The following is an 8,377-nucleotide window of genomic DNA, read 5'->3' on the forward strand; positions in this document are numbered from 1 at the left end:
TCACAAGCGCGTGCAGCGCCTCCGGCAGACCGACAATCTGCTGTGCATCACCGGGCGCACGTTCCGTCCGCCGACGACCGACAGCCGGCATCGTTTCAGCGTCTACCCCAATCTGGCGCGCAAGATGATGCCCACGGGCGCGAACCAGCTGTGGGTGGCCGACATCACCTACGTGCGGCTGGCGGAGGGTTTCGTCTATCTCGCCGTGATCCTCGACGCCTGGAGCCGCCGCGTGGTGGGCTGGGCGCTGGCGGACCATCTCAAAGCTGACTTGGCTCTCGCGGCGCTCGACATGGCGCTCGCCGCCCGGGCGATCGCGCCTGGCGAACTGGTGCACCACTCTGACCGCGGCATCCAATATGCCTGCACCGCCTATGTCGAGCGCCTCACCGCGGCCGGGATCCAGCCGAGCATGAGCCGCGCCGGCTGCCCGTGGGACAACGCCATGGCGGAGAGCTTCATGCGCACGCTGAAGCGCGAGGAGGTCGACGGCCGCTGCTATCGCGATCAGGCCGACGTCGAGGCGCGGATCGCCATCTTCCTCGAGGAGGTCTACAACCGCCAGAGACTGCATTCCGCCCTGGCCTACCGGTCACCGGCGGCATTCGAACGCGACAATCGATTGCTATCGGCTCCGCCGCATGCGGCGCAGCCGATAGCGGTAGGCACAACAATCTGTGTCTAAGCTTTTTGTCTCACCGAGGGGGTGCACTCCAGGAGGACATCCGCGCCGCGCCGCCGTCACCGAAAGGGTGACGGCAGAAGGCTCAGGCCGCGTCGCTGATGCCGAGCTCGCCGAGCTTGCGGTAGAGGGTCGAGCGGCCGATGCCGAGCCGGCGCGCCACCTCGGTCATCCGGCCGCGGTAATGGCCGATGGCGAGGCGGATGACGTCGGCCTCGATCTCGTCGAGCGAGCGCAGGTTGCCGTCGTCGCCGTACAGGGTGATGCCGGGGCCGCTGCTCAGCGCCGCGCTCTGCGACGCGCCGTTCAGCGCCCGGCCGTGATAATCGTCGGCGCGGCGGCTGAGGCTCGATTCCTGCGCGATCTGCGGGAAATCGGCGGCGGTCAGCGCATTGCCCTCGCACAGCACGGCGGCGCGGAACAGAGCGTTCTGGAGCTGGCGGACGTTGCCCGGCCAGCCGTAGCGCATCAGCACGGCGAGCGCATCGTCGGTGATCGACAGGTGGCGCATGCCGGGCTGCTCGGCGATGCGGCCGAGCAGATGGCGGGCGAGGGGCGGAATGTCGCTGGCACGGGCGCGCAGCGGCGGAATGTCGACGTGGACGACGTTCAGCCGGTAATAGAGATCCTCGCGGAAGCGGCCGGCGGCGATCTCGTCGATCAGCCGGCGGTTGGTCGCCGCGATGATCCGCACGTCGACCATCTGGATGGTGCGGCCGCCGATCCGCTGGATCTCGCCGGTCTCGAGCGCGCGCAGCAACTTGACCTGGGTCTCGAGCGGCAGCTCGCCGACCTCGTCGAGGAACAGGGTCGATCCGTCGGCGTCCTCGAACTTGCCGATGTGGCGGTCGAACGCGCCGGTGAAGGCGCCTTTCTCGTGGCCGAACAGCACCGATTCGACGAGATTGGCCGGGATCGCGCCGCAATTGACCGTGATCATCGGCTTGCGGCCGCGCGGGGAGGCGGTGTGGATCGCCTGGGCGATCACTTCCTTGCCCGATCCGCTCTCGCCCTCGATCAGCACCGAGACGCGCGCCCGCGCCGCCTTGGCGGCGATCGCCATCGCGGCGCGGAACTGGGGCGCCGATCCGACGATCTCGTCGAAGGCGAGCGGCTGGGAAATCTTCTCGGACAGCGGGCGGAGCTCGCCGTTGCGCTGGCGCCGGTCGGTAGCGGCGTTGAGCGCGCTCAGCATCCGGTCGGGCGCGATCGGCTTCACGAGGAAATCGTTGGCGCCGGCGCGCATCGCCTCGACCGCCACCGCGACCGAGGTCTGGGCGGTCATGACGAGCAGCGGCAGCTCGGGCTTCAGCGCGCGGATCTGCTCGATCAGCCGCGTGCCCTCGTCGCCGGGCAGCCAATGGTCGAGCAGGATCGCGTCGATCGGCGGCCCTTCGGTCTCGGCGAGGATGGCGGCGGCGCTCTCGATGTCCGGCGCCCCGCGCACCGACCAGCCGGCGCGTGCGCCGATGGCCGTCACCAGCCGTCGCTGGGCGGGCTCGTCGTCGATAAGCAACAGGCAGCGCGTCGGATCGGGCCGCATAGACTCCCCTTCTCAAGAGCCCAAGCCATTACGGAAAGGGAGTAAAGGTCGCATTAATCGCGCGCCGGGATCGCGCGTATTTGGGGGCTTGGGCGGGCCGTGCTCTCTTGTTACAGAAGCGCCACGCAATCGCACGTCACGCAAAGGATCAAGAATGGCCGCCGAGCTGGACCTCGAAAAGGAAACCGCTGTTCACGCACAGGGATATTCCCGCTTTGTGGCGCTGCTGAAATGGGGCACGATCGCCGCTGCGGTGATCACCGCCCTGGTCGTCCTCATCATCGCGAACTGAGGCAAGCTCATGAAGATCGCCGTCCTCAAGGAAGCAACTGAGGGCGAGCGAAGGGTCGCCGCCACGCCGGAGACCGTGAAGAAGCTGGTGGCGCTCGGCGCCACCCTCAATGTCGAAGCCGGCGCGGGCGCGTCGGCCTCGATCCCCGATCAGGATTACGAGGCGGCCGGCGCCGCCGTCGGCCCGCGCGAGGCGATGCTCGCCGGCGCCGATGCGGTGCTCGCGGTCCAGGGGCCGGAGCCGGAGGCGCTCGCCGGCCTGGCGCCCGGCGCGCTGGTCGTCGGCGCGCTCGATCCGTTTCGCCAGCGCGCGCGGATCGACGCTTATGCCGCGGCCGGGCTCGAGGCGCTGGCGATGGAGTTCGTCCCCCGCATCACCCGCGCCCAGTCGATGGACATCCTCTCCTCCCAGTCGAACCTCGCCGGCTACAAGGCGGTGCTCGACGCCGCGGCCGAATATGGCCGCGCTTTGCCGATGATGATGACCGCCGCCGGCACGATTCCGGCCGCGCGCGTCTTCATCATGGGCGTCGGCGTCGCCGGCCTGCAGGCGATCGCCACCGCCCGGCGGCTCGGCGCGATCGTCTCGGCGACCGACGTTCGCGCCGCGACGAAGGAGCAGATCGAGAGCCTCGGCGCCAAGGCGATCTTCGTCGAGAAGGTCGCCGGCATCGAGGGCGAGGGCTCGGGCGGCTACGCCACCGAGATGTCGGACGAATATAAGGCCGCGCAGGCGGAGCTGGTGTCGAGCCACATCGCCAGGCAGGACATCGTCATCACCACCGCCCTGATCCCCGGCCGGCCCGCGCCGCGGCTGATCAGCGACGCCCAACTCGCGACGATGCGGCCGGGCAGCGTGATCGTCGATCTCGCCGTCGAGCAGGGCGGCAACGTCGAGGGCGCAATGCCCGGCGCGATCGTCGAGCGCCACGGCGTCCGCATCGTCGGCCACCGCAACGTGCCCAGCCGCCTCGCCGCCGACGCCTCCGCCCTCTACGCCCGCAACCTCTACAATTTCCTCAGCGCCTTCTGGGACAAGGAGGCGAACCGCGTAATCCTCCCCGACGACGACGAGATCGTCCAGGGCGTCCGCCTGACCCGCGGCGGCCAGGTCGTCAGCGAAAGGCTGAAGGGGTGAGGGCGAGGGCGCAGCCACTCCGGATCCTCCCCGCCAGAGGGGAGGGGGACCACGCGGCGCAGCCGCGGGGTGCAGGGGGTGGCTCATCTGGCCAGAGGCCGATCCTCCCCGCTCGCGGGGAGGGGGACCGCGCGAAGCGCGGTGGAGGGGGCTCCTCATCTGGCCAGAGGCCGGCTGTCGACACGGCCCGTCGGCTGCGCAAGCAGATGAGTCTCCCCGAGGTCCTGCTCTGGCGGGAGTTGCGCAAGCGACCTGCCGGTCTCAAGTTTCGACGCCAACATGCGGTGGCGCCCTATGTCGCAGATTTCTACTGCGCGCAGGCGCATCTCGTCGTGGAAGTCGATGGTGCTGCTCACGAGGGCACCGGCGCTGAACGCGACCTGTTGCGCGACGCGTCCCTCGAAGAGAGAGGGATGACGGTCCTGCACGTTGCAGCCTCCGAGATTCTCGCCGACCCGGTGAGCGTCACGTCTTGGATCGCCGAGCGGGCGACGAACCCCCTCCACCACGCCGCTCAGCGGCGTGGTCCCCCTCCCCGCAAGCGGGGAGGATCCCCTGATGCGCCCCTCCGGACTGGAGATTAGTCAGTGGACTTCATCACCATCCTGTCGATCTTCGTCCTCGCCTGCTTCGTCGGCTATTACGTCGTCTGGTCGGTGACGCCGGCGCTGCACACGCCGCTGATGGCGGTGACCAATGCGATCTCGTCGGTGATCATCGTCGGCGCGCTGATCGCGGCGGCGGCTGCGGGGGTGCCGGGGGCGAAGTGGCTCGGCCTGCTCGCGGTGGTGCTGGCCAGCATCAACATCTTCGGCGGCTTCGCGGTGACGGCGCGGATGCTGGCGATGTACAAGAAGAAGGAGCGCCGGTGATGGCCGCCCATGCGCTGGCAATTCTCCCCTTGAACGGGCGTTGGCGGCCCGAAGGGCCGACGGAGGGGTATCATCGGCCGGCTGGATTCTCCCGTGCTGAGACACCTCCGCAAACCTGCTCCTGCATGAGCAGGCACGCCGTGCCCCCGGCGCGGCTGCGGTTCGCCGGGGGCGAGCCGCACCGGCTCATCCCCGCGGCCCGGAAGGAGAGCCACTGATGCACGGTGCCGCCCTCCCGGCCTGGGTCGCGCTCGCCTATCTGGTCGCGGGCGTGTTCTTCATCCTCGCGCTGCGCGGCCTCTCCAGCCCGGAGAGCAGCCGCCGCGGCAACCGTTTCGGCATCGCCGGCATGGCGATCGCCCTGGTCACCACCCTGCTCCATTATTACCCGACCCGGGCCGAGGACTTCCCGATCGAATGGCACGCGCCGATCGACTGGAACACTCTCTGGCTGATCGGCGGCGCGATCGCGATCGGCGCGGTGATCGGCCTCACCACTGCCCGGCGGATCGCGATGACGGCGATGCCGCAGCTGGTCGCCGCCTTCCACAGCCTGGTCGGTCTCGCCGCGGTGCTGGTCGCCGCGGCCGCCTATCTCAACCCCGACGCTTTTGGAATCGCCGCGGACGGCGTGATCAATCCGGTCAGCCGGATCGAGATGGGCCTCGGCGCGGCGATCGGCGCGATCACCTTCTCCGGCTCGGTGATCGCCTTCCTCAAGTTGAACGGCAACATGTCGGGCAAGCCGATCCTGCTGCCCGCCCGCCACGTCATCAACCTCGGCGTGATCGCGCTGATCCTCGGCCTGATCGCCTATTTCACCACCGACCAGAGCCCCTTCGTGTTCTGGACGGTGGCCGGGCTCTCCTTCCTGATCGGCTTCCTGCTGATCATCCCGATCGGCGGCGCCGACATGCCGGTCGTCGTCTCGATGCTCAATTCCTATTCGGGCTGGGCGGCGGCGGCGATGGGCTTCACCCTTCAGAACAGCGCGATGATCATCACCGGCGCGCTGGTCGGCTCGTCGGGCGCGATCCTCTCCTACATCATGTGCCGGGCGATGAACCGCAGCTTCCTCTCGGTGATCGCCGGCGGCTTCGGCGGCGACGCCGCGGTCGCGGGCGGCGCGGGGGCGGCGATCGACCGGCCCTACAAGCGCGGCTCGGCCGAGGACGCCGCCTTCCTGATGAAGCAGGCCGAGCAGGTGATCATCGTCCCCGGCTACGGCATGGCGGTCGCCCAGGCCCAGCACGCTTTGCGCGAGATGGGCGACCTCCTCAAGAAGGAGGGGGTGAGCGTCAAATATGCGATCCACCCGGTCGCCGGCCGCATGCCCGGCCACATGAACGTCCTGCTCGCCGAGGCCAACGTCCCCTATGACGAGGTGTTCGAGCTCGAGGACATCAATTCCGAATTCGCCCGCAGCGACGTCGCCTTCGTGATCGGCGCCAACGACGTCACCAATCCGGCCGCCAAGACCGACAAGAGCTCGCCGATCTACGGCATGCCGGTGCTCGACGTCGAAAAGGCGAAGACCGTGCTGTTCATCAAGCGCTCGATGGGCGGCGCGGGCTATGCCGGCGTCGACAACGAGCTCTTCTACCGCGACAACACGATGATGCTCCTCGCCGACGCCAAGAAGATGGTCGAGGAGATTGTGAAGTCCTTAGGGTAGCTCCCGGGGGGAGCTACCCCTTCACAATCTCGTCAAGTCTCTTGGCTAGGCTCCGGGGGAGCCTAGCTGACTTGACGATCTCGTCAAATCCCTGGGGTAGCTCGCTCCAGCCCGTCATTCCGGCGGAATCTCGGCGAGAGTGGTCGCAACCCCAACTGGCGCGCGCCATCGATCCCGATGTCTCTTCCGGCTTGAGATCCGGCCTGCACCGGAATGACGGACAATGGCGGCTCCCTTCGTGGCGTCGTGATCTTCGCGGCGTCGCGGAAATTCGACGGTCGTCCCGGGCGGAGAGCCTGTCGTTTCGCGCGAAGGGCGCGAGGAAGAAGCAAGGGTGCGAAGCGCCTTCGGATCCCGGGAGCAAGCCGCATTCCGGATTGGGCCCGGCTGGCGCTTCGCGCCCTTGGCGCCCGTCACGCCCTTCGCGTGAAACGGACGGCACCCGCGCCGCGCCGAGGCTGGAAGGTCAGCGGGGTTCGTCGCCGGTGAAGATGGGCACGGCAGCCCGTTCTCCGCGGCGTCGTTCTTTTCCGGCAGCCCGCCGCACCTTTAGGTAATATCCCGCTATCATAGGGTTGGGGAGATGGTTAATCGCTGGACCCCAGGACGCCGCCGATCGCGGCGGGATCGCTTTGGTGGGACGGGTAAGCGGACATGCGCAAGCTGGGCTTGATTGGCGGGATGAGCTGGGTCTCGACCGCGATGTATTACGAGCAGATCAACAAGGGCGTGGCGCGCCGCCTGGGCGGGCTCGCATCGGCGCCTTTGCTGCTCGACAGCGTGGATTTCGCCCCGATCGCGGCGCTTCAGGCGGCCGGCGAATGGGGCCGGCTCGGCGACATGATGGCGGAGTCCGCCCGCCGGCTCGAGCAGGCCGGCGCCGAGGGCATCCTCCTCGCCAGCAACACCATGCACAAGACCTACGACCAGGTTTCCAGGGCAGTGCGCGTGCCGATCCTCCACATCGGCGAGGTCACCGCCGAGCGGCTGGCGGCCGACGGAGTCCAGCGCGCCGGGCTGATCGGCACCCGCTTCACCATGGGCGAGACCTTCTACCGCGAGCGGCTGGAGGCGAAGGGCATCGCCGTCACCACGCCCGACGCGGTCACCGCCCAGGAGATCGACCGGATCATCTTCGAGGAGCTCGCCAGGGGCCAGATCTCGCGCCAGTCCGAGCGCCGCCTCAAGACGTGTCTGACCGAGATGGGCAAGGCGCGCCAGCAGGCGGTGATCCTCGGCTGCACCGAGCTCGTCCTGCTCGTCGATCCGGGCGCCAACGTCCTGCCGGTCTACGACACCACGGCGCTGCACGCCAAGGCGGCGGTCGAGTGGATCCTCCAGGGCGAGAAGGTCGCCGCGGCGGCCTGAGCCCGCTCAGCGGCGCTCGAGCGACAGCCGCTCGAACCGCACCCGCGCCTCGGGATCCGGCGCCACGCCGGTGACCCCGCTCGTCGCCTCGAACAGCAAAGCGTCGGCCTCGCCGCCGATCCGGTCGAGCGCATCGGCCGCGTCGAAGGCGAAACGGGGCTGGTGCGGCGCGTCGGGCGCGGTCTCGTTGTAGAAATTGATCACGCCGAGCGGCGCGGTGCGTCCGTCGGGCCCGCGCAGCCGAAGCCTGTAGAGCGCGGCGGGCGGACGGGCGTAGCCCAGGCCCTCGATCACCAGCACCGGCCGCGTCGGGCTCGCCGCGCCGCTGCGCAGCCGGATCGGAACGATCGTCGTGCCCGGGCCGATCGCGGTCGCGCCCGCCAGGCGCTGGCCGCCGGGCGCGAGCTTGCCGCAGGCGCAGGCCGGCGCCGGGGAGGGCGGCAGCACCGCCAGCATCGCGGCCGCCGCAAGCAGCATCGTGCGCATCGGTCTCTCCTCGCGTTGAAGCCGATCCCGACGCTGCGCCCGCCGAAATTGACCGGCGCTGAACATCCTCCCCTGCAAGGGGATGAGCCGGTGCGGCTCGCCCCGCGAGCCGCAGCCGTGCCGGGGGCACGGCGGGCCTGCTCATGCGCGCGTCAGCGCGACGGAGGGGTGTCAGCGTCTCCTCCCCGGCAGAGTAGGTCGAAGAGGCTGACACCCCACCACCGCGCTTCGCGCGGTCCCCCTCCCCTCGAGGGGGAGGGTAGAAGGGTTCCGGGCCCGGAGACCCTCCCCGCGAGCGGGGAGGATCTTCCGACGCCCCCCC

General features: G+C 69.3%; 9 protein-coding genes. 7 read left to right on the forward strand and 2 right to left on the reverse strand.

The features are described from left to right. A partial coding sequence (locus E2493_RS19350) for an IS3 family transposase (RefSeq protein ID WP_135089760.1) occupies positions 1–685 on the forward strand: 685 nt, incomplete at its 5' end. Positions 686–767: 82 nt separating this feature from the next. On the opposite strand, the gene E2493_RS19355 is transcribed toward E2493_RS19350, so the two are convergent. Beyond that, positions 768–2,225, reverse strand: a complete 1,458-nt coding sequence (locus E2493_RS19355; protein ID WP_135090174.1) for a sigma-54-dependent transcriptional regulator — start codon at positions 2,223–2,225, stop codon at positions 768–770. A gap of 154 nt (positions 2,226–2,379) precedes the next feature. On the opposite strand from E2493_RS19355, the gene E2493_RS21405 reads away from it, so the two are divergent. From E2493_RS21405 to E2493_RS19385, 6 genes are all read left to right on the forward strand, one after another. Then, the gene (locus E2493_RS21405; RefSeq protein ID WP_167737642.1) at positions 2,380–2,517 is read left to right on the forward strand and encodes an aa3-type cytochrome c oxidase subunit IV; all 138 of its coding nucleotides are present in this window, start codon (positions 2,380–2,382) and stop codon (positions 2,515–2,517) included. Positions 2,518–2,526: 9 nt separating this feature from the next. Continuing rightward, positions 2,527–3,654, forward strand: a complete 1,128-nt coding sequence (locus tag E2493_RS19365; RefSeq protein WP_135090178.1) for a Re/Si-specific NAD(P)(+) transhydrogenase subunit alpha — start codon at positions 2,527–2,529, stop codon at positions 3,652–3,654. Continuing rightward, positions 3,651–4,238: an endonuclease domain-containing protein gene (locus tag E2493_RS21970; RefSeq protein WP_225421598.1), complete on the forward strand. Its 588-nt coding sequence runs from the start codon at positions 3,651–3,653 to the stop codon at positions 4,236–4,238. The genes E2493_RS19365 and E2493_RS21970 overlap by 4 nt, the downstream gene beginning before the upstream one ends. 3 nt (positions 4,239–4,241) lie before the next feature. After that, a complete protein-coding gene (locus tag E2493_RS19375) occupies positions 4,242–4,526 on the forward strand; it encodes an NAD(P) transhydrogenase subunit alpha (RefSeq protein ID WP_135090182.1) in 285 nt (94 codons plus the stop codon). Positions 4,527–4,743: 217 nt separating this feature from the next. Continuing rightward, positions 4,744–6,201, forward strand: coding sequence for an NAD(P)(+) transhydrogenase (Re/Si-specific) subunit beta (locus E2493_RS19380; RefSeq protein WP_135090184.1), 1,458 nt, complete (start codon positions 4,744–4,746; stop codon positions 6,199–6,201). A gap of 654 nt (positions 6,202–6,855) precedes the next feature. Then, the gene (locus tag E2493_RS19385) at positions 6,856–7,569 is read left to right on the forward strand and encodes an aspartate/glutamate racemase family protein (protein ID WP_135090186.1); all 714 of its coding nucleotides are present in this window, start codon (positions 6,856–6,858) and stop codon (positions 7,567–7,569) included. A 6-nt stretch (positions 7,570–7,575) separates the two neighbouring features. Here the strand turns inward: E2493_RS19385 and E2493_RS19390 are convergent, their stop codons facing one another. Further along, complete coding sequence (locus tag E2493_RS19390; RefSeq protein WP_135090188.1) at positions 7,576–8,055, reverse strand: hypothetical protein; 480 nt, start codon at positions 8,053–8,055, stop codon at positions 7,576–7,578. Positions 8,056–8,377: the final 322 nt, after the last annotated feature.

It is taken from the genome of Sphingomonas parva (ex Maeng et al. 2020) (assembly GCF_004564275.1).
GTDB classification, from domain to species: Bacteria; Pseudomonadota; Alphaproteobacteria; order Sphingomonadales; family Sphingomonadaceae; genus Allosphingosinicella; species Allosphingosinicella parva.

Bases quoted from the DNA above. Each gene is read 5' to 3' on its own strand.
- E2493_RS19355 (WP_135090174.1), bottom strand. From the start codon at position 2,225: ATGCGGCCCGATCCGACGCGCTGCCTGTTGCTTATCGACGACGAGCCC.
- E2493_RS19385 (WP_135090186.1), top strand. From the start codon at position 6,856: ATGCGCAAGCTGGGCTTGATTGGCGGGATGAGCTGGGTCTCGACCGCG.
- E2493_RS19365 (WP_135090178.1), top strand. From the start codon at position 2,527: ATGAAGATCGCCGTCCTCAAGGAAGCAACTGAGGGCGAGCGAAGGGTC.
- E2493_RS19380 (WP_135090184.1), top strand. From the start codon at position 4,744: ATGCACGGTGCCGCCCTCCCGGCCTGGGTCGCGCTCGCCTATCTGGTC.
- E2493_RS19390 (WP_135090188.1), bottom strand. From the start codon at position 8,055: ATGCGCACGATGCTGCTTGCGGCGGCCGCGATGCTGGCGGTGCTGCCG.
- E2493_RS21405 (WP_167737642.1), top strand. From the start codon at position 2,380: ATGGCCGCCGAGCTGGACCTCGAAAAGGAAACCGCTGTTCACGCACAG.